Genomic DNA, 18,783 nt, shown 5'->3' on the forward strand with positions numbered 1-18,783 from the left:
CCCTCCGGACGACGAATCCCGCGCTTGCGTTGGCATGCTTACTAACAATTATTTATTGGAGATGTCATGATTGCTGTTGGACAAAAATTACCGAACGCTACTCTTTATGAATTTATGAATGAAGAGACCGAAGGCTGCTCCTTGGGGCCAAATGCCTTTGAAGTTGAGAAATTAGCTGCCGGTAAAAAGATAGTACTCTTCGCATTGCCAGGTGCTTTTACGCCAACTTGCTCTGCTAAGCATGTGCCTGGATATGTTGAGCACTTTGATGCGATCAAGGCTAAAGGTGTTGATGAGATTTGGTGTGTTTCTGTAAATGATCCATTTGTGATGGGTGCATGGGGACGCGATCAAAAAGTAGGCAAGAAGATTCGTATGCTTGGCGATGGCAGTGCTGAGTTCACCAAAAAACTTGGATTAGAGTTGGATTTAACTGCTCGTGGATTTGGTGTGCGATCTGACCGTTATGCCATGATTATTGAAGACGGCGTTGTGAAGTCACTTGATCGCGAAGCTCCTGGCAAGTTTGAAGTAAGTGATGCAGCTTCTATTTTGAAAAAACTGTAATCAGAATTTACTAACGAATATCCCCTGAATTTAGATAGCCACATATGATGAAGCAACGCACTATCGCCACTCCGGTAAAAACCGTGGGGATTGGCTTGCACTCTGGCCGCAAGGTGACGATTTCTATCAAGCCTGCGCCAGTGAATTCAGGGGTTCAGTTTGTTAGGGTGGATACGCCTGAGCAGTCAGTTGTTCCCGCAACTGCCTTGGCTGTTTGCGATACAAGACTAGCCTCTGTCATTCAGAAAGATGGCGTACGTGTTTCAACTGTAGAGCATTTGCTATCTGCTTGTGCCGGGCTAGGTTTGGATAATTTATTAATTGAACTTGATGGCGAAGAAGTCCCCATCATGGATGGCAGCGCTGCTTCATTTTTGTTTTTAATTGAATCAGCGGGTATTGCCGAGCAAGAGGCTCCACGTCAATTTGTCGTGATTAAAAAACCAGTTGAGGTTCGTGAAGGCGACAAGCTTGCGCGATTAGAGCCATTCTTTGGATTTAAGTTGGACTTTACGATTGACTTTAAACATCCAGCCGTAGATAAAACTGGACAACGTTTTGTAGTGGATTTTGCAGAACACGCTTATCGCAGTGAAATTGGTCGTGCACGTACTTTTGGTTTTGCTCACGAAGTGGAAGCATTGCGTGAAATGGGTTTAGCGCGTGGCGGTAGTTTAGACAACGCGATTGTTTTGGATGAGCACCGTATTTTGAATAACGAAGAACTTCGTTACGAAGATGAGTTTGTGCGTCACAAAATCTTAGATGCGATTGGTGATCTCTACCTCATTGGGCACCCAATTGTGGGCGCTTATGTTGCTGAAAAGTCAGGACACGCCCTCAATAACGCACTTTTGCGTAAGCTTTTGGAAGATCCAAGTTCTTACGAAATTAGCTCCTTTGCTGAAAATAAGGCTCCTGAAGCCTATTCCCAAGAAAGTCAGCCCCTCTTTTTCTAAGAAGCTCAAAACCGCTTTTTAGCTTATTTCGGCTTGTTTTTGAGTAGTTTCTCGATAGAGGAGCGCAGGCCTGAATCTGGCCCTAATTTCTCCAAAAGAGACTCCCAAGACTTTTTAGCTGCCTCATTTAAGCCTTTTGGTTTTTCCCGTTCGGCTGGTCTGGCTTTTACCTCCCAGGCTGGCGGGGCTGGTTTAACCCGAATCATTATTGCACTACATACTAAGCCAGAATTAGCTAACTCTTTGATTAGGCTGGGTAAAATTTGCTGTAAGCGACTAGCAATGCTGGCGCTGCTCACCAGTAAAAAGAGCTCATCTTTCGAGCCAGAGCGCCATCCAGCTTCAATTTTTGAGCTGAGGTGACCTAAATCCAGGGTAGTAAGTGCTGAGTGGATCCGCCCCTTCAGTTTTGCCAGATCCTCTGTTCTGGCCAAAATCCCCCCAAGCCCATCGGATTCTCGTAGGTAATCCATCCAGTCATGGGCTGTGTGCTTGCGGGATGATTTAGGGGTGAAGTTCATAAAAAATGGGGTTGCGGGTGATAAACTCAAGGACTTATTTTTCTTCAATATCCCATGGTAATCGGTCTTCTTAAAACCCTGGTCGGCAGTCGTAACGACCGCCTCTTAAAACAGTATCGCAAAGTCGTTGCCAAGGTCGCCGCTTTTGAGGCGAGCCTGCAATCTTTGGATGATGCTGCACTTGCCGCAAAAACTGCAGAATTCAAGTCTCGCCTAGCTTCTGGTGAGTCATTGGATGACATTGCCGCAGAAGCATTTGCTGTTGTTCGTGAGGCTAGTGCCCGCGTCATGAAGATGCGTCACTTCGATGCCCAGATTTTAGGTGGTTTAGCCTTGCATCAAGGCAAGATTGCTGAGATGGGTACTGGTGAAGGAAAAACCTTAACTGCTACTCTGCCAGTCTATTTGAATGCACTGACTGGTAAAGGTGTGCACGTTGTAACAGTCAATGATTATTTGGCGCAGCGTGATGCCGAATGGATGGCCAAGCTATACAACTTCTTGGGCATGAAGGTGGGTGTGAATTTATCCCAGATGGATCACACAACTAAGCAAGAAGCTTATGCCGCAGATATTACCTACGGTACAAATAACGAATTTGGTTTTGATTACCTACGCGACAACATGGTTCAGGACTTGGGTCAGCGTGTACAGCGTGGTTTAGCTTATGCAATCGTTGACGAAGTTGACTCCATTCTGATTGATGAGGCACGCACACCGTTAATCATCTCCGGTCAGGCGGAAGATCATACCGATCTTTATATCAAGATTAATGCTCTGCCATCTCACTTAGAGCGTCAAATTGGCGAAGAGAAGGCCGATGGTACTGGCGTTGAAAAGCCGGGCGATTACTGGGTGGATGAGAAATCCCAGCAGGTTTATTTGACAGAGCAAGGGCACGATAAAGCTGAGCAAGTATTGGTTCAGTTGGGCGCGCTCAATGATGGCGATTCTCTTTATGCGCCACAAAATATTACTTTGATGCACCACGTATATGCAGCTCTGCGTGCGCATTCTTTGTATCACCGTGATCAACATTATGTTGTTCAAAATGGCGAAGTAATCATTGTTGATGAATTCACTGGTCGTTTGATGCAGGGACGTCGTTGGTCTGATGGTTTACATCAAGCCGTGGAAGCTAAAGAAGGCGTACAGATTCAAAATGAGAATCAAACTTTAGCTACGATCACTTTCCAAAACTATTTCCGCATGTACGGCAAGTTAGCTGGTATGACTGGTACTGCTGATACAGAGGCTTACGAATTTAAGGAAATTTACAACTTAGAAACAGTTGTGATTCCTCCAAACCGGATTAGCCAAAGAAAAGATAAGCAAGACCAAATCTATAAGTCTTCTCGTGAGCGCTATGATGCGGTCATTAAAGATATTCAAGATTGTTATGAGCGTGGTCAGCCAGTACTGGTTGGCACAACCTCAATTGAGAACTCTGAGTTGATCGCACAATTGCTAGATCAACGTAAATTGCCGCACCAAGTATTGAACGCAAAGCAGCATGCTCGCGAAGCAGAAATTATTGCTCAAGCAGGGCGTCCAAAAATGATCACGATCGCTACTAATATGGCTGGTCGTGGTACCGACATTGTGTTGGGCGGCAACGTTGGCAAGCAATCTTCTTTGATTGAGGCAGATAACTCTCTTTCCGATGCTGAAAAAGCATCCAAAATTAAGCAATTGCAAGATGAGTGGCAAAGTATTCATGATGCAGTCCTTGCGTCAGGTGGATTGCACATCATCGGTACCGAGCGTCATGAGAGTCGTCGTATTGATAACCAGTTGAGAGGGCGCTCAGGCCGTCAGGGTGATCCAGGTTCCTCCCGTTTCTATCTTTCATTAGATGATGCGCTGCTTCGTATCTTTGCAGGCGATCGTTTACGCGCTGTGATGGATCGATTGAAGATGCCAGACGGCGAGCCGATTGAAGCTGGCATGGTGACTCGTTCTATTGAGTCTGCGCAGCGCAAAGTTGAAGGCCGTAACTTTGATATTCGTAAACAGTTGCTCGAATATGACAACGTTGCTAATGATCAACGTAAAGAAACATATCGCCTCAGAAACGAAGTGCTTGAAAGTAGCGATATTGGCGACTTAATTGCCAATTTACGTGAAGATGTATTGCGTTCAGTTTGTTCAGTTTATGTACCGCTGGAGTCTATGGAAGAGCAGTGGGATCTCACTGGCCTAGAGAATGTGCTGGCTAGCGAGTGGGGCCTTACAGTTGACCTGAAGGGTTGGGTTGAAGCGGCCGATAGCGTAGATGATTCTGAAATTGTTGAGCGTGTATTGCAGGCTGCTAAAGAAGCTTACGATGCAAAAGTAGATCTCTCCGGTCGAGAATCTTTTGCTAGTTTTGAACGTTCGGTTCTGTTGTATAGCCTAGATAGTCATTGGCGTGAGCACTTGGCTGCTTTAGACCATTTGCGCCAAGGCATTCATTTGCGTGGCTATGCCCAAAAAGATCCTAAGCAAGAATATCGTCGCGAAGCTTTCGAGTTATATGGCGAGTTGCTTAACGTCATCAAGAACGATGTTGTCAAAAGCATTATGACAGTTCAGATTCGTAGCGCAAGCGAGTTAGATCAAGCCTCTGAATCGATGAATGATGATTTGGCTAAGATATCCGATGTTCAGTATCAGCACGCTGATCCAGAAAAAGAAGTTGCAGGATCAACCGGCGATGGTGGTGCTGCAGTGAATATTCAGCCCGCCCCTGTTCGCACAGGTCCAAAGGTGGGACGTAATGATCCTTGCACATGCGGCAGTGGTAAGAAGTATAAAAATTGCTGCGGTGCGTTAGCTTAAATTCAATTCAGCTAAGCATTAATCAAAAGGGGGCTAAGCCCCCTTTCTTTTTCCTACATCTCTGCAATCTTTCAGGGCTTTCCCTAGCTATCTAGCGCCACAAATTTCGATGATTATTGGCTCTAATATGCAAAAAATTGCATTTATTGCAAAAAGGAATCGACATGCAAAAGTCCCTGCTTATTAATGCAGACAAATGTACTGGGTGTCTTCAATGCGAGATGGCCTGTAGTTATGAAAACTATGGAGTTTTCAACACCTCTAAATCCCGAATCAAGGTTTTTGAATTTCATAAAACGGGCAAGAAGGTTCCTTATACCTGTACTCAATGTGATGAAGCCTGGTGTCTCCAAGCATGCCCTGTAGATGCGATTCGAGTAGATTTGGTTACTGGCGCTAAGGTGGTTTCAGAAGATACCTGTGTTGGATGCAAGGTCTGCACTATTTCCTGTCCTTTTGGAACCATCAACTATGTTCAAGAGACTGGTAAGGTGCAAAAGTGCGATTTATGTGGGGGCGATCCTGCTTGCGCTACGGCATGCCCAACGCAAGCGATTACCTACGTAGATGCAGATTGGACTGGTCTGGACAGAATGCGTGAGTGGGCTGACAAGCTTGGCAACCAAGATAGCGCTAACTAAAAAAGTATAGGAAAAAAATCATGTCATGGGCTGGAAAACTACTGCGCGTTAATTTAAGCAAGGGCACTTGCCAATCTGAACCTTTGAATATGGAGTGGGCCAAAGCGTATTTGGGTTCACGTGGTTTAGCGTCTAAGTATTTTATTGAAGAGGTTGATCCAAAAGTAGATCCCCTTTCTGCAGAAAATAAAATTATTTGGTCCACTGGCCCTTTAACTGGAACTACGGCATCTACTGGCGGTCGTTACACAGTTGTAACCAAGGGCCCATTAACTGGGGCTATCGCATGCTCTAACTCTGGTGGTTATTGGGGTGCAGAGTTGAAGATGGCTGGCTGGGATATGGTGATTTTTGAAGGCAAGTCTCCTAAGCCGGTATACCTTTATATAGAAAACGATAAGGCTGAATTGCTGGATGCTTCAGATCTATGGGGTAGATCAGTTTGGGAAACAGAGCCTGCCATCAAAATGAAACATCAGGACCCACAGATACGAGTTTCTTGTATTGGGCGCGCTGGTGAAAATCAAGTGTTGTATGCGGCCATTGTGAATGACTTGCATCGCGCGGCTGGACGTTCGGGTGTTGGAGCTGTAATGGGTAGCAAGAACTTAAAAGCTATTGCAGTTCGTGGCACCAAGGGGGTTGGAAATCTTAAAAATCCAAAGGCATTTATGGATGCAGTTGCAGCAGGTAAGGCCGTGTTAGCTGGTCATGCTGTTACTGGTCAAGGTCTTCCTACTTATGGCACACAAGTATTGATGAACGTGATCAATGAGGTAGGTGCACTGCCTACGCGCAATCATCAAGATGTTCAGTTTGAGGGTGCGAAAGATATTTCTGCTGAAGCGATGGCAGCACCTCGTGAGAGTGATGGCAAAGCGCATTTAGTAACCAATCAAGCTTGTTTTGCTTGTACGATTGCTTGTGGACGCATCTCAAAAATTGATGATACTCATTTCTCTATCGAAAATAAGCCACAGCATATGCATGCCTCAGGTGGTCTTGAGTACGAGGCTGCTTGGGCACTTGGTGCAGCGAATGGCGTAAATGATCTTGAGGCATTGCAATACGCTAATCAGCTTTGTAATGAGCAGGGCTTAGATCCGATTTCATTTGGCGCCACTATTGGTGCTGTGATGGAGTTATATGAGATGGGTGTTTTAACCAAAGAGCAAATTGGCATTGAGGCTCCATTTGGGTCAGCTAAAGCGCTTTGTTATTTGGCAGAAATTACCACTGAAGGTACTGGTTTTGGGAAAGAGATTGGCCTTGGATCTGCTCGTTTAACTAAAAAATATGGATACCCAGATCTCTCTATGAGCGTGAAGGGTCAAGAGTTCCCGGCTTACGATGGTCGCGTGATTCAGGGTATTGGTTTGGCTTATGCCACTTCAAACCGTGGTGCGTGTCACCTTCGTGGTTACACCATTGCTTCTGAAGTCCTGGGGATTCCAGTTAAGACAGAGCCTAGTGAAACTCAAGGTAAGCCAGAGTTAGTTAAGGCATTTCAGGATGCTACCGCTGCGTTTGATTCTGCTGGAATTTGTATTTTCACCAGCTTCGCATGGACCCTGGCTGATGTGGCCCCGCAATTGCAGGCAGCCTGTGGCGATGAATTTACAGTAGAAAATTTAACGACTATTGGCGAGCGTATTTGGAATATGGAGCGTGACTTTAATAATCGTGCCGGCTTTACGAATAAGGACGATAAGTTGCCTAAACGTTTGATGGAGGAGGCTGCTAAAACAGGACCGGGTAAGGGTGTGGTTAGCGGCCTGGATAAGATGCTTCCTGAGTACTACCAAGTTCGCGGTTGGGATGCTGAAGGGCGTCCAAGCGCTGAAACTTTGAAACGCCTAGGCCTTTGAGTTTTTATATATGAAGCATGTCATCCTGGGCAATGGACCGGCCGGCGTCATTGCGGCGGAAATCATTCGTAAGCGCGCCCCACATGATCAGATTGTGATGATCGGGTCTGAGGATTCGCCACCTTACTCCCGAATGGCTATTCCTTATTTACTCATGGGCAACATTAATGAGTCGGGGACTTATTTACGCAAGGATTCTGATCATTATCAAAAACTGAGAATTGAGCAGGTTCACGGAAAAGTGATCGCGGTAGATATAAAAGCAAAGAAATTGGAGTTAGAGGGTGGCCAGTCTATTCAATTTGATAAATTGCTGATTGCGACCGGCTCTGTTCCTGTGCAGCCTCCGATTCCCGGTATTGATTTGCCTGCTGTTCATCCATGCTGGACACTGGAAGATGCTCGGGCGATCACAAATTTGGCAAAACCTGGTTCTCGAGTTTTGCAGATGGGTGCTGGCTTTATCGGGTGCATCATTCTTGAGGCGTTAGCCAGTAGAAAAGTAGAGCTTACGGTTGTTGAGATGGGTGATCGTATGGTTCCGAGAATGATGACCTCTGTAGCTGGCGGCATGATTAAAAAATGGGTTGAAGATAAGGGTGTTCAGGTTCATACCAGCACTAAGGTGGAGGCAATTACAAAGGCCAATTCAGGTTTGACAGTAAAGCTGTCCAACGGAAAGACTCTAGAAGTTGACCTAGTAATTTCAGCGACTGGTGTACGTCCTAATATTGCCTATCTAAAATCTTCAGGCCTTGAAATTCAAACGGGAATTTTGGTTAACGAGCAGATGCAAACCTCTCATCCAGATATTTATGCAGCAGGGGATGTAACCGAGAGTATTGATTTTTCCACTGGCGAGCGCATCGTGAATGCGATTCAGCCTAATGCTGCTGAGCAAGCCAGAATTGCTGCTATTGCTATGACTGCTGGAGAAGTTGAGAGCTTGGGTGCGCTGCAAATTAACGTCCTTGATACCCTAGGATTAATTTCCTCCTCATTTGGTTTATGGTCAGGCGCCCAAGGTGGCGATCATGTGGAGTTAGTTGATTTGCAGCAATATAAATACTTGCGCTTAGAGTTTCTTGGCGACGTTTTGGTTGGCGCTATTTGCGTTGGCAGTACTGAGCATATTGGCGTACTTCGAGGTTTAATCCAAGGGAAGATCTCGCTGGGTGAGTGGAAGGAGGTATTGATGGCAGATCCTACTAAAGCAATGAGCGCCTATCTCGCTGCGGGCCAAGCACAATCTGCCTGGATGAATTAAGCTTCAGGAATGCAAGTTACTTTGAAGTTGTTTGCCAGCTTGGCAAGCTATCTACCTTCCAATAAAAAAAATAGCATCGAAGCAGATATTGAGTTAGCTGATGGCAGCACCATCGGTGACGTCATTAGTTTGTATAAGATTCCGAGCAAATCAGCACATTTGGTGATGGTGAATGGGGTTTATATCAAGCCGGAAGAGTGCGATCAATACGCCCTAAAGTCGAATGATGCTTTGGCTATTTGCCCTCCGGTTGCTGGCGGGTAATCCCCGCGTATTTCCGAATGCCGCAATTTGACAGAAATATGGGTTGCACCAGTGCAGACCTGATGCGTTGGCTACCCCAAGCCTTGGGCGAGCTTCATACCAATACAAGCCTTGTTGTAGATGGCCAGGTCTTGAAGGAGGCTACTCAACCCCAATTGCGAATTTTTGGGTCTAGTCAGCCGGTACGAAAAATTGCACTTTTAGAGATCCCGGTTCTACAGGTGAGGCTCCAATTTTCCGAAAGTTGGTCACGAAACGATTGTGAGGCTGTCCTAAAGCGATTTGATCTTTATACTCGAAGAGGTGGGGGTTAGTTGTGGCCCTCTTCAAATCCATTTATTAAGTTTTTATATGACAGTTAATCTACCACTCCCCCAAAAAGCCGAACTCAAGCCTGTTAAGGGTTTTCAGATGGGCATCGCTGAAGCCGGAATTAAGAAGGCAAATCGCAAAGATCTTCTGGTGATGACCTTGGCGCCTGGATCCCAGGTTGCGGGTGTTTTTACCTTGAATCGTTTTTGCGCTGCCCCTGTGCAAGTTTGCCGCGAGCATTTAGCTCAAGAGGGCCGTAATGGTGAGATCAGAGCTCTAGTGGTGAATACTGGCAATGCTAACGCTGGAACAGGTGAGTCAGGCATGAAGCATGCCTTAGAAACCTGTGCAGCTTTGGCAAAAGATCTGAAGATTAATCCTGAGCAAATTTTGCCTTTTTCAACGGGCGTCATTCTTGAGCCACTACCGATTGAAAAAATTATCACCGCCTTGCCAAAAGCGGTAGCCAATTTGGGTGAGGACAACTGGTTTGATGCGGCTGAAGCGATCATGACCACCGATACCCAACCTAAGGCCACATCAGTTACTGTGGAGACGCCTGCTGGCGTAGTGACCATTACAGGCATCTGTAAGGGTGCGGGAATGATTCATCCGAATATGGCGACCATGCTTGGATTTATTGCGACTGATGCAGGTTTTGCTCCAGGCCTACTGGGCAACCTGACGCGTGAAGTTGCAGACCTTTCTTTTAATGCCATCACGATTGATGGCGATACATCGACCAATGACTCATTCATCATTATGGCTACTGGTCAGTCAGCAGTTCAGATTCAATCTTCGAATGATCCTAGCTACGCAATTTTGAAAGATGCATTAATTTCATTAGCTCGCAAACTGGCGCAAATGATTGTGCGTGATGGCGAGGGCGCTACTAAATTCATGACTATTGAAGTGGTTGGCGGAAAAACTCCTGAAGAGTGCCGCTTGGTTGCTAAAGCAGTTGCCCATTCACCTTTAGTCAAAACGGCTTTCTTTGCAAGCGATCCCAATTTAGGCCGCATCCTTGCTGCGATTGGCTACGCGGGCATTTCTGACTTAGATGTGAACCGTGTGCAAATGTGGCTTGGCGATGTTTGGGTTGCGAAAGATGGTGGTCGTAATCCCGATTATCAAGAGGCGGATGGTCAAAGGGTAATGCAGGCTCCAGAAATTACTGTGAAGATTGATTTGGGTCGTGGCACGGCTACACAAACTATGTGGACATGTGATTTATCTCATGACTACGTATCGATTAATGCAGACTACCGCTCATAAAATACCACTTGAAATATGAATGAAAAATTAGATCGTCTTTTAGACCACCTTGATACTTTTTTACCTAAGCCTTTAACTGAAGAACAGTGGAAATCCTCAACAGCATTTAGATGGCGTCGTCGCGACAGTATTTTCGGTAGCATTGGATTTTTGCAGCCTGTAAAGCATGTGTCTGATATCACCTTCGAAGACTTGCAAAACATTGACCGTCAACGCGATGCCATTCGTGACAATACAAAAAACTTTATTCAGAGGAAGCCGGCCAATAATATTCTGTTGACTGGTGCGAGAGGGACTGGAAAGTCTTCTCTCATTAAGGCAAGCTTGCATGAGTTTGCTAGCCAGGGTTTACGCCTCGTTGAGGTTGAAAAAGAGCATTTAGCAGATTTGGCTGACATTACTGAGCTCTTAGCAGAGCGTCCAGAGCGCTTTATTATTTTTTGCGATGACCTTTCTTTTGAGGATGGAGAATCTGGCTACAAGGCCATGAAATCAGCCTTAGATGGCTCTGTTTCTGCCCAGGTCGACAATATTTTGATTTATGCCACCTCTAACCGCCGTCATTTATTGCCGGAATATATGAAGGATAACGAGAGTTATGTTCATAACGATGATGGTGAAATTCATCCTGGTGAAGTCGTAGAAGAAAAGATTTCTTTGTCTGAGCGCTTTGGTCTTTGGTTATCTTTCTATCCACCTAAACAAGATGAGTATTTAGCGATCGTGGCTCATTGGTTGCAGCACTTTGGTTTGAGTTCCAAAGAGATTGAAGCGGCTCGCTCTGAAGCCTTGGTATGGGCATTAGAGCGTGGATCACGTTCAGGGCGCGTTGCTTGGCAATTTGCCAAACACTGGGCTGGCTCAAAAGCTTAGATGAATAATTTTCATGATTGAAACCCAACGTTCAATTACCGAAGTCGCCGCAGGTATATTGCTTGATGCTGAGGGCCGCTATCTTTTGGGGCAGCGACCTGAAGGTAAGCCATATGCTGGATATTGGGAAGTCCCGGGTGGAAAAATCGAAAAAGGAGAGTCCGTTTTCGAGGCGCTTAAGCGTGAACTTTGGGAAGAGCTTGGTATTGAAATTGAATCAAGCGAAGAGCTTACCGTGCTAGAGCATGACTACCCACATGCCTATGTTCGTCTGCATGTCAGCATTATTCGTGATTGGAAAGGCACGCCCAAGGGCTGTGAAAATCAATCCTTGTCTTGGGAATTATTGTCCGCAGAAAAACCCAGTGTTGAGCCTTTATTGCCTGCGGCCTGGCCTATGCTAGAAAGGCTTAGAACCCTTTTATCTTAAAGCTGACAGAGGGTTAGCTTGAATGGCACATCTGCATTTACGAGCTGTGCTTTTTTATCGCGTTCCGACCTTAAGAAGCGTACTGAGAGCAAATATTTATTCGCGCTGATCTCAGAAAATAAAGTGTCATCTTCAACGGCAATACGCATTAATTGATACACCTTGCCAGAAGGAGCTTGTTGAAATGATCCGTTATGTGCAACCACATCCTTAGCTTCGCCAGACTGACGAAGTAGTCGCAAAAATAATTGACATGCTTCTTGCCAAGGCAGGAGTGGGCTAATATATTTTTCAAGCAATTCTCGGCGCTCGGAGGTGGGGCTATTTTTCCAAGCATGATAGCTAGGTAAATCAATTGGACTTGTGCCGCCTGGAATATTTAGGCGAGTACGAATTGCATTTAACCATTCACTCTCGGTAATTGCGGAGTTAGGTCTGCCGGCAGATTGATTGATGCTAGCAGCAACAGCATCAATTTCAGAAAGAGTTTGCGTGAGTGCTTCTTGATCTACTTTTTGTGATGACTTCAATCCATTGAGCGCATATTTCTGGCGCTCAAACTCTTTGAGCAGCAATGACTTGATATCACCACGAGCGCCAATATCCCCAAGATCAAACAAGATAGAAATAGCGTTGTGGTGTAACTCAGGGTCATCCGAGCGGATAAAGTGATTAAAGCGGGCGAACAAATACTCCAGTCGAAGCATGCTTCGAACTAATTCATTGAAGGGGTATTCGTAGACAATCACAAGCCCATATTCTATGACGAACTTGAGCGATCTTTCTGAATCTGTAAGATTTTTTGGTGCAAGCTCAAGACTTCTGCTTTGAGTTGATTAAGGGTCCCCTGGTTTTCAATCACCAGATCGGCCAAAGCAAGTCGCTCTGCTCTGCTTGTTTGGGCTTTAAGGATTGCCTCAACCTCATTACGGGGTAATTTGCTGCGGTGCATCACTCGTTCAATTTGTGTCTCTTCCGGGCAGTCCACCACTACCAAGTAATCCAGCAGGGACCTCCAGTTGCCTGACTCAATTAACAACGGGACCACAAAAACAAGATAAGGAGCCTTTTCCTCAATCAACTTCTGGGCTTGTTTATTCGTTTCATGCCGAATTAAAGGGTGGATAATCTCCTCTAGGGATTTCCTAGCCTGAGGGTCTGCAAAAACTAGGCTGCGCATTTTGCTTCTATCTAGCGCTCCGCTAGGGTCAATAAATTCTGCACCAAACTGCTTTTGAATTAAAGGAATGGCCGCACCACCTGGGGCGGTAATCTGGTGGGCAATCAGATCGGTGTCTACTATGCCCGCTCCTAACTTAGCCAACTCATCACTAACTGCCGTTTTGCCCGAGCCAATGCCGCCTGTTAGGCCAACAAGGGGCAATCGCCCTTTTAACGCACCTAGGCTAGCTTGCTCAGCAGGAGTGTTTGTATAGTCTGTGGCCATAACAACTCAATGATGCCAGCAATAGCAAGAAAGGGGCCAAATGGAAAAGCCGCCCGATGATTTTGCTTATTCCACACCAGCCAAATAATCCCACCAATCAGTCCAGTCAAGGATGCTGTGAGAAGAATGCCGGGTAATGGCTGCCAGCCAAGCCAGGCCCCTAAGGCTGCCAAGAGTTTTGCATCTCCCATGCCTATGCCATTCTGTTTCTTGAGTGCACGATAGAGTGCATTTAATAACCAAAGACCTGTATAGCCAAGAATGGCGCCAATGATTGAATCTTGAAAAGAGGCAAAACCTTGGTTTGAAAGGCTGTTGAACAAAAGGCCTGTGAAGAAGAGCGGCAGGGTGATGATGTCGGGCAGCCTGAAGGTGCGCAAATCAAAGTATGCTAAATACAGCAAGACCAATATTAGGAATATTTGGACCCACTCTGAAAAAGCAAGATTGATCATTAAACAATTTGTCCTAGGTTAAAGATTGGGAGATACAAGATTATGACTAGGCTTCCAATGATGAGTCCAACAACAATAATCAATAAAGGCTCCAAACTATGGCTGAGAGTATTTAGGCGATTGCTTAATTGGTTGCTCAATACAGTTGCGCGCCTCTGTAGCATATCAGCGAGCGCGCCACTTTCTGAGGCAATTCTTAAGAGTTGCAGTGTCTCCAGGTCAAATAGTGAATGTCGAGGATCAGCCTTTACTATTGCATCCCCAAGCGACCAGCCGCGGGTCAAGTGCTTAAATATTTCAGCGCTGAAATCATGACTAAGCCAATGGTTTGATGATTGGGCAGTCACTCTGAGGGCATCAGGCAGTGGCAATCCAGATTTCAGCAGATGGCCTAATGTGCGACACCAATAAGTCAGGGTAGCTAATCTGAGGAGCTGTCCAATTAGGGGTATGCAGAAGCTGAGTCGATCGCATTGCTTTTGTAGTTTAGTAAGCTTGATCCATGCAAAACTAAAGAGACTGACTAGGCTGACTAGAGTTATCACCATCTCAATATAAAAGGCCTCAAACCAGGCAGATAACTCAATCAATGTCTTCGTTGGGACTGGCAGCTCTGCTTGAAAATGAGCAAATACATCCTTAAAGACTGGCACAACCCAAATCATCATCACAATTACCAGTAGGCAGGAGCTTGTTAGGGTGATCATGGGATAGCTCATCGCCTGTTGAATTTTTCGTCGCAATTCTATTTGAGCCTCAAGTTGTGCGCAGATTGTTTTAAGTGCTAGATTAAAGTCCCCTGTACGTTCGCTAACCCGAATCAAGTTAATGAACTCCATAGAAAATAGATTTTGTTGGCTGCGCAGGCATTGAGAAAAGCTCTCTCCCTTTTTAAGTTGCGCATAGATGCCACCAATCCAGGGAAGCCAGGATTTGGGTGCGGTGGAGTAAATGAGTGCAATTGCATTAAGAAGTGGCAAGCCGGACTCGAGAAGTGTTAGGAGTTGGTCGGCAAAATGCAATTGTTCTTTCTTGCTCAGTGCCATGCACCTACTTCTGATTCTAGGTCCGCTTGAGTAATTAATCCGGCTTGTACATGAGCTAATCCAGCTGCTCGCATGGTAGTAAATGAAGGGGATGGGTCAAAGAGTTTAGATTGACTAAGTACTTCATGAACCCCAATACGTCCAAAGTAGCCGCTATCACCGCAGTTTAGACATTGGGCTTTTTCGCTAGCATTGCGATTAAGACATTGATGGCAAGTCATCCTGACTAAGCGCTGTGAACTGACAATCAATAGGCAGGACTCGAGAGATTCTCGATCAATCCCCAGATGCCGAAGTCTTGGTACAGCCCCGCATGCATTGCGAGTATGCAGGGTACTCAGAATGAGATGTCCTGTTTGTGCTGCCTGAATCGCTAAGTTCGCTGTGGCAGCATCGCGTATTTCACCAATCATGATGACATCAGGATCTTGCCGCAGTAGAGCGCGGATGATGGTTGGAAAGTCTAGCCCTGCCCGTGGATGATAGGCAACTTGATTGACTCCTGCCAGACGAATTTCAATCGGATCCTCTATGGAGCAAAGATTGCGATGAGATTGGTTGAGATGCCTTAGGCAGCTATACAGAGTACGAGTCTTACCGCTGCCCGTTGGTCCGGTCACAATAATGAGCCCATTCGGTTGGCTAAGTCCTTCTTGGAATATCTGTAATTGATCTGGAAGAAGTCCAATTTCCTTAAGATCAAGATCTTCAGTGCAGCTTGGCAGTATTCGAATGACGCCTTTTTCTCCATGAAGAGTTGGCAGAATTGAGACGCGACAATCTCTATCGGGCTTGGAGAAATTGTGCCCAATACAAAGACGCCCATCTTGTGGAAGTCGTTTCTCTGCAAGATCTAAGCGAGCTAGAACTTTGACGCGTGCAATCAGACGTTCATGTAATTCAATGGGGTAGTGCGAGTGAACTCTTAACAAACCATCTACTCGAAATCGAATGAGGGTTGCTTGGGCTCCAGCCTCAATATGAATATCACTCGCTCTAGCATCTAGGGCATGAGCGGCAATTTCATACCAAGTGCGAATGATTAGTGAGTCATCTTGAGCAACGCTCAATCTTGCTCTTGGGCTTGGAATGGGCGATAGAGCTTTACTGTTTTTACGCCATGTTCATCAAATTGAATAATTTCCATGACTATGCCTGCAATACGAATGCTGACATCGTGATCTGGAATGGCTTCTAGCTTTTCAAGAATGAGGCCATTTAATGTGCGAGGTCCATCCAAAGGAAGGTTGAGATTTAGCAGGCGATTAAGGTCTCTTAGTGAGGCGCTACCGCTTGCTAGATAGGTCCCATCAGCAAGCCAATGGGGGTCAGTTGAAAGATTGGAGAAGGAAGTTGTGAACTCACCAATCAGCTCCTCAACAATATCCTCAAACGTGACTAGACCCAGCACTTCGCCATATTCATTTACAACCAAGCTTAAGCGCTGTTGGTTGTCTTGGAAAAACTGCATTTGCTGCAAGACAGGTGTTCCGCTCGGTATAAAGTAAGGCTCATTGAGGAGGACTCTAAAATCCTCATGCTTTAAGTCAGTATCACCCAACAATGACAAGGCTTTTTTGACCGAGAGGATGCCGACAATTCGCTCAGAGTCTTGGTCACATACTGGTAATTTGTTGTGATAGCAGGTTTCTAGTTGTTGAACCACTTCATCAATGGGTCTTGATAGGTCTAAAACTTCAATCTTGGATCTAGGTGTCATCACATCATCAACCGTGATGTTTTCTAGGTTAAACAAGTTGAGCAAAATATTGCGATGATGGTTGGAAACAAAGCGATTTGATTCCAACACTAGACTGCGTAACTCTTCCTTGCTCATGGCTCTGCTATCAGAGGATGATTGCAGGCCGGAGACTTTCATTAGGCCAGAGACAAAGCTATTAATAAACCAGAGCAAAGGCTTCAGTAAAAATGTCAGCGGCAAAATAACCCAGCCAACATTGGATGCAATTTTTTCCGGAAATGCTGCCCCAATAACTTTGGGGGTGATTTCACTAAAAATAATAATGAGCAATGCAACCACTAAAGTTGCGATCGAGAGCACGAGCCCACTGTCACCAAAAATATGCAGGGCAATACCCGTTACCAGGATAGGTAAAACAGTATTAATAAGATTGTTAGAGATCAGCAGAACGGATAGCAGTGAATCAATACGTTTTAGGAGTCTTTCAGCCAGTGCTGCTCCTGCATTGCCGCTATTGGCCATTGCACGGAGACGATGACGATTGGAGGACAGCATGCTGGTCTCTGCCATCGAGAAGAAGCCAGAGAGTGCGAGTAAAAATAGGACTAGAGCAACTTGACCGTAAAACGGCCAATCGTCAAAAAAAGTGTCCATGCGGTCTACCTAAAAAAGTAAGGATGAGTCAATATAGCAAAGTGGCATGTAGCAAGCTATAGCCACAGTGTAAAGAGTGGTCAGCTAACCTGTTTAATTATGTGAGAATGAATCCCTATGACAGCCTCTCCAATGCCATGCACCGCGAATAGTCCAAGTTACTGTGTGATTGCAGCACCTTTTGGCCGCCTGGGAATTTTGACGGAGCTGGTAGAGGGAAGTTTAATGTTGTCAAAAATTGACTACTTACCAGCCGAAGAAGTATTAATAGCGCCAAAAAATGCACTAGCCAAAGAGGTAGCACGCCAGTGCAGGGCATACTTTAAAGATCCTACCTGGCAATTTGATTTGCCTACAAAACCTGCGGGTACTGAACATCAGAAAAAGGTATGGGCCAGCATTCAAGATATACCGGCCGGCACAACAAAAACTTATGGTGAGGTAGCAAAGAAAATTAAGAGTGGTCCACGGGCAGTGGGCACTGCATGTGGTGCAAATCCTTACCCCTTAATTGCACCTTGCCATAGAGTAGTTTCTGCTCAAGGAATTGGGGGGTTTATGAAAGAGAATTCCCCAGGTTTGTATCGCCAAATTAAGCTCTGGCTTTTAAAGCACGAGGGTGCTTTGTAAGTTTTTATTTAATTAAAGATCTGCTATTCAGGTAGAAAAAAGCCTTCATTAGGACATCACTTTTAACGGCAATCTTGGTAAAGCCATAAAACTTCATAACAGCACTTTTAGAAAGCTTTACTTCATCCTTGCTATCAAATTCTTTGCGCTGAGCAATTTTTGAAAGCGTCATAACTGCTAAGCCGAAAGCCAAAAAGCAAAAGCGCCTCATACCTTGCTCTTCTTTAGGAATCAGCAGAATATATTGCAGAGAGTCTTGTAGTTTTTGATAGGCAATCTTTAAAAGCTCTGCCTGACTTACATTCATTGGCTTCCATGAAACTCCGCGCGCCTTATCCTCCGGTGAGTCTTTAAGAATATTGGTCATTTGTAGCGCTTGACCAAATGCGATAGCTAGATTCTCATGCCCTACGAGTGCTCTTTCAAAAGCCCGGGAATGATTGCTGAATATGGTGGTAAGTAGCTCACCAACTACGCCAGCAACTACATAGCAATACTTTTCAAACTCTGCGAGGTCTTGAAGGCCAGCTTGATTCTGTTTGCCATGAAAGAAGGACATCCCCTCTGACATGATGGAAACGCAGCGACTGACGGCCTGTTGGTCATTGCTGGAGCAAGTGTGCAGTATTCGTAAAACTGTTGGCGTATTCGCAATCAAATCAATTTCATCTGGATTGCTGTAATTTTTTAATGCCTCAAGACAGGGTTCAACAAAACTTTCAACTGGCGTCTTTTCAAGAACGGCATCTAAAAAAAGCGCCGAGAGTGACTGCTTGGTCTGGGCGCTTAACTCTGCTGCATCTTCAATAGTGTCAACAATGCGGCAAAGCAAATAGGTGTTGCCAACCACTTTCTCGATACTTGGTGGCAGGAGCGGTATGGTGAGGGCAAAAGTACGCGATACAGAGCTTAGGATGGCTTTTTGGTAGGCCAGATCAGCAGAGGGGTTGGGTGTTGGGGTTTGCTTAGGCGCTCTCACTCTTGAATTATGTCAGACCAGCGTCTTTCGTGGAGCACTCCAAATGGGCGCTTTTTGTTAACTGCTAAAAGTG

19 protein-coding genes are annotated in these 18,783 nt (G+C 45.5%); 11 read left to right on the forward strand and 8 right to left on the reverse strand.

What is annotated here, in order from left to right; translation table 11 throughout:
• The first annotated feature begins 66 nt into the window (after positions 1–66).
• Together QMF28_RS00965 and lpxC are read left to right on the forward strand one after the other, a co-directional pair.
• Positions 67–567, forward strand: coding sequence for a peroxiredoxin (locus QMF28_RS00965; protein ID WP_068320303.1), 501 nt, complete (start codon positions 67–69; stop codon positions 565–567).
• A 44-nt stretch (positions 568–611) separates the two neighbouring features.
• Positions 612–1,526 (forward strand): UDP-3-O-acyl-N-acetylglucosamine deacetylase, encoded by a 915-nt coding sequence (gene lpxC / locus QMF28_RS00970; protein ID WP_281742698.1) that lies wholly within the window; start codon positions 612–614, stop codon positions 1,524–1,526.
• 23 nt (positions 1,527–1,549) lie between these two features.
• Here the strand turns inward: lpxC and QMF28_RS00975 are convergent, their stop codons facing one another.
• Positions 1,550–2,077, reverse strand: coding sequence for a hypothetical protein (locus QMF28_RS00975; RefSeq protein ID WP_281742699.1), 528 nt, complete (start codon positions 2,075–2,077; stop codon positions 1,550–1,552).
• Between the two features lie 24 nt (positions 2,078–2,101).
• On the opposite strand from QMF28_RS00975, the gene secA reads away from it, so the two are divergent.
• The 8 genes from secA (at position 2,102) to QMF28_RS01015 (ending at position 11,797) form a co-directional block, all read left to right on the forward strand.
• Complete coding sequence (secA, locus tag QMF28_RS00980) at positions 2,102–4,867, forward strand: preprotein translocase subunit SecA (RefSeq protein WP_281742700.1); 2,766 nt, start codon at positions 2,102–2,104, stop codon at positions 4,865–4,867.
• 164 nt (positions 4,868–5,031) lie between these two features.
• Entirely contained in the window at positions 5,032–5,508 is a 477-nt protein-coding gene (locus QMF28_RS00985; protein ID WP_068320311.1) for a 4Fe-4S dicluster domain-containing protein, read from the forward strand.
• Positions 5,509–5,528: 20 nt separating this feature from the next.
• Complete coding sequence (locus tag QMF28_RS00990; RefSeq protein WP_281742701.1) at positions 5,529–7,376, forward strand: aldehyde ferredoxin oxidoreductase family protein; 1,848 nt, start codon at positions 5,529–5,531, stop codon at positions 7,374–7,376.
• 10 nt (positions 7,377–7,386) lie between these two features.
• Positions 7,387–8,643, forward strand: coding sequence for an NAD(P)/FAD-dependent oxidoreductase (locus tag QMF28_RS00995; protein ID WP_281742702.1), 1,257 nt, complete (start codon positions 7,387–7,389; stop codon positions 8,641–8,643).
• A 9-nt stretch (positions 8,644–8,652) separates the two neighbouring features.
• The gene (locus QMF28_RS01000) at positions 8,653–8,907 is read left to right on the forward strand and encodes a MoaD/ThiS family protein (protein ID WP_281742703.1); all 255 of its coding nucleotides are present in this window, start codon (positions 8,653–8,655) and stop codon (positions 8,905–8,907) included.
• A 351-nt stretch (positions 8,908–9,258) separates the two neighbouring features.
• Positions 9,259–10,494: a bifunctional glutamate N-acetyltransferase/amino-acid acetyltransferase ArgJ gene (gene argJ / locus QMF28_RS01005; RefSeq protein ID WP_281742704.1), complete on the forward strand. Its 1,236-nt coding sequence runs from the start codon at positions 9,259–9,261 to the stop codon at positions 10,492–10,494.
• Positions 10,495–10,509: 15 nt separating this feature from the next.
• A complete protein-coding gene (locus tag QMF28_RS01010; RefSeq protein ID WP_068320324.1) occupies positions 10,510–11,367 on the forward strand; it encodes an ATP-binding protein in 858 nt (285 codons plus the stop codon).
• Between the two features lie 13 nt (positions 11,368–11,380).
• On the forward strand, positions 11,381–11,797 hold the full coding sequence (locus QMF28_RS01015; RefSeq protein WP_281742706.1) for an NUDIX domain-containing protein: 417 nt from the start codon (positions 11,381–11,383) through the stop codon (positions 11,795–11,797).
• Here QMF28_RS01015 and zapD read toward each other — a convergent pair.
• From zapD to QMF28_RS01045, 6 genes are read right to left on the reverse strand one after another with little or no spacing between them, the layout of a single operon-like run.
• Positions 11,794–12,546: a cell division protein ZapD gene (zapD, locus tag QMF28_RS01020; protein ID WP_281742708.1), complete on the reverse strand. Its 753-nt coding sequence runs from the start codon at positions 12,544–12,546 to the stop codon at positions 11,794–11,796. The two genes, QMF28_RS01015 and zapD, sit on opposite strands and share 4 nt — an antisense overlap.
• 11 nt (positions 12,547–12,557) lie before the next feature.
• Positions 12,558–13,244, reverse strand: coding sequence for a dephospho-CoA kinase (coaE, locus tag QMF28_RS01025; protein WP_425594899.1), 687 nt, complete (start codon positions 13,242–13,244; stop codon positions 12,558–12,560).
• The gene (locus tag QMF28_RS01030) at positions 13,199–13,699 is read right to left on the reverse strand and encodes a prepilin peptidase (protein ID WP_281742709.1); all 501 of its coding nucleotides are present in this window, start codon (positions 13,697–13,699) and stop codon (positions 13,199–13,201) included. Before QMF28_RS01030 ends, coaE begins: the two co-directional genes overlap by 46 nt.
• On the reverse strand, positions 13,699–14,745 hold the full coding sequence (locus QMF28_RS01035) for a type II secretion system F family protein (RefSeq protein ID WP_281742710.1): 1,047 nt from the start codon (positions 14,743–14,745) through the stop codon (positions 13,699–13,701). The genes QMF28_RS01030 and QMF28_RS01035 overlap by 1 nt, the downstream gene beginning before the upstream one ends.
• Positions 14,736–15,815: a GspE/PulE family protein gene (locus tag QMF28_RS01040; protein WP_281742711.1), complete on the reverse strand. Its 1,080-nt coding sequence runs from the start codon at positions 15,813–15,815 to the stop codon at positions 14,736–14,738. The genes QMF28_RS01035 and QMF28_RS01040 overlap by 10 nt, the downstream gene beginning before the upstream one ends.
• Positions 15,812–17,101: an HlyC/CorC family transporter gene (locus tag QMF28_RS01045; RefSeq protein ID WP_068320337.1), complete on the reverse strand. Its 1,290-nt coding sequence runs from the start codon at positions 17,099–17,101 to the stop codon at positions 15,812–15,814. Before QMF28_RS01045 ends, QMF28_RS01040 begins: the two co-directional genes overlap by 4 nt.
• A gap of 117 nt (positions 17,102–17,218) precedes the next feature.
• On the opposite strand from QMF28_RS01045, the gene QMF28_RS01050 reads away from it, so the two are divergent.
• Positions 17,219–17,731: a methylated-DNA--[protein]-cysteine S-methyltransferase gene (locus tag QMF28_RS01050; protein ID WP_281742714.1), complete on the forward strand. Its 513-nt coding sequence runs from the start codon at positions 17,219–17,221 to the stop codon at positions 17,729–17,731.
• Between the two features lie 4 nt (positions 17,732–17,735).
• Here the strand turns inward: QMF28_RS01050 and QMF28_RS01055 are convergent, their stop codons facing one another.
• Positions 17,736–18,710: a squalene/phytoene synthase family protein gene (locus QMF28_RS01055; RefSeq protein WP_281742716.1), complete on the reverse strand. Its 975-nt coding sequence runs from the start codon at positions 18,708–18,710 to the stop codon at positions 17,736–17,738.
• Positions 18,711–18,783 lie beyond the last annotated feature (73 nt).

The sequence above is a fragment of the Polynucleobacter yangtzensis genome (genome assembly GCF_027924165.1).
Lineage (GTDB): Bacteria > Pseudomonadota > Gammaproteobacteria > Burkholderiales > Burkholderiaceae > Polynucleobacter > Polynucleobacter yangtzensis.

Excerpts from the sequence above, each read along its gene's own strand:
- argJ (WP_281742704.1), top strand. The coding sequence starts at position 9,259 with ATGACAGTTAATCTACCACTCCCCCAAAAAGCCGAACTCAAGCCTGTT.
- QMF28_RS00990 (WP_281742701.1), top strand. The coding sequence starts at position 5,529 with ATGTCATGGGCTGGAAAACTACTGCGCGTTAATTTAAGCAAGGGCACT.
- QMF28_RS01035 (WP_281742710.1), bottom strand. The coding sequence starts at position 14,745 with ATGGCACTGAGCAAGAAAGAACAATTGCATTTTGCCGACCAACTCCTA.
- QMF28_RS00985 (WP_068320311.1), top strand. The coding sequence starts at position 5,032 with ATGCAAAAGTCCCTGCTTATTAATGCAGACAAATGTACTGGGTGTCTT.
- QMF28_RS01050 (WP_281742714.1), top strand. The coding sequence starts at position 17,219 with ATGACAGCCTCTCCAATGCCATGCACCGCGAATAGTCCAAGTTACTGT.
- QMF28_RS00995 (WP_281742702.1), top strand. The coding sequence starts at position 7,387 with ATGAAGCATGTCATCCTGGGCAATGGACCGGCCGGCGTCATTGCGGCG.
- QMF28_RS01030 (WP_281742709.1), bottom strand. The coding sequence starts at position 13,699 with ATGATCAATCTTGCTTTTTCAGAGTGGGTCCAAATATTCCTAATATTG.
- QMF28_RS01015 (WP_281742706.1), top strand. The coding sequence starts at position 11,381 with ATGATTGAAACCCAACGTTCAATTACCGAAGTCGCCGCAGGTATATTG.
- QMF28_RS00965 (WP_068320303.1), top strand. The coding sequence starts at position 67 with ATGATTGCTGTTGGACAAAAATTACCGAACGCTACTCTTTATGAATTT.
- QMF28_RS01000 (WP_281742703.1), top strand. The coding sequence starts at position 8,653 with ATGCAAGTTACTTTGAAGTTGTTTGCCAGCTTGGCAAGCTATCTACCT.
- QMF28_RS01010 (WP_068320324.1), top strand. The coding sequence starts at position 10,510 with ATGAATGAAAAATTAGATCGTCTTTTAGACCACCTTGATACTTTTTTA.
- secA (WP_281742700.1), top strand. The coding sequence starts at position 2,102 with ATGGTAATCGGTCTTCTTAAAACCCTGGTCGGCAGTCGTAACGACCGC.
- QMF28_RS01045 (WP_068320337.1), bottom strand. The coding sequence starts at position 17,101 with ATGGACACTTTTTTTGACGATTGGCCGTTTTACGGTCAAGTTGCTCTA.
- coaE (WP_425594899.1), bottom strand. The coding sequence starts at position 13,244 with ATGGCCACAGACTATACAAACACTCCTGCTGAGCAAGCTAGCCTAGGT.
- lpxC (WP_281742698.1), top strand. The coding sequence starts at position 612 with ATGATGAAGCAACGCACTATCGCCACTCCGGTAAAAACCGTGGGGATT.